The organism is Streptosporangium carneum (assembly GCF_027922005.1).
Taxonomy (GTDB): Bacteria; Actinomycetota; Actinomycetes; order Streptosporangiales; family Streptosporangiaceae; genus Streptosporangium; species Streptosporangium carneum.
Genome location: NZ_BSEV01000155.1, coordinates 1 through 537, shown reverse-complemented (window position 1 = coordinate 537; position 537 = coordinate 1). Strand labels below are relative to the sequence as shown.

Below are 537 nucleotides of genomic sequence, written 5' to 3'. Positions count from 1 at the left end.
CGCTGGTCTTCGGCGCGTCGCCCGATAATGGCGCCGTGTTCAGCTATGCGATCGTGCGCAACGGCACCCAGGTGCCCGACCTGCCGCTCGGCGAGACCGGTACGGATGGCGGTGTGGCCGGCCTGTGCCTGCTGCGTGAAGGTGCCGGCTTTGTCGAACTCGTGGTGCTGGAAACCGGTGCGACCGCCAATGTCTTGCGCGTGCGCGATGCCGGTGGCGACACGCTGTCGGTGGAAGAGATGCGCAGCTTCCCGCTGCCCGCCCCGGCGCGCCAGTGTGCCGTATTCGATGGCGATATCTATACCGCCAGCCCCGCTGCCGGCGTGACCCGCCTGTCGGCCGAGGGCGCGGTCCTGGCCGAAGCCAACATCCCCGCCTCCGGCATCGCCGTGGGCGAGTTTTCCGGTACGCGCCTGCTCCTGGCCACCGACGGCGCCGGCGAGACTGTGCGCAGCTTCGATGCCCGCACGCTGGAAGAGCGCGATGCCATCGATGTCGTCGATGGCCTGTCCACGCCGGGCATCGGCCGGCCGGGTG

At 70.0% G+C, this 537-nt stretch carries 1 protein-coding gene; it reads left to right on the top strand.

Annotated elements, in window-relative coordinates; translation table 11 throughout:
- Nucleotides 1-35 precede the first annotated feature (35 nt).
- Nucleotides 36-537, top strand: a 502-nt coding sequence (locus tag PKF00_RS44305) for a hypothetical protein (RefSeq protein WP_271223800.1), incomplete at its 3' end; no start/stop codon positions are given.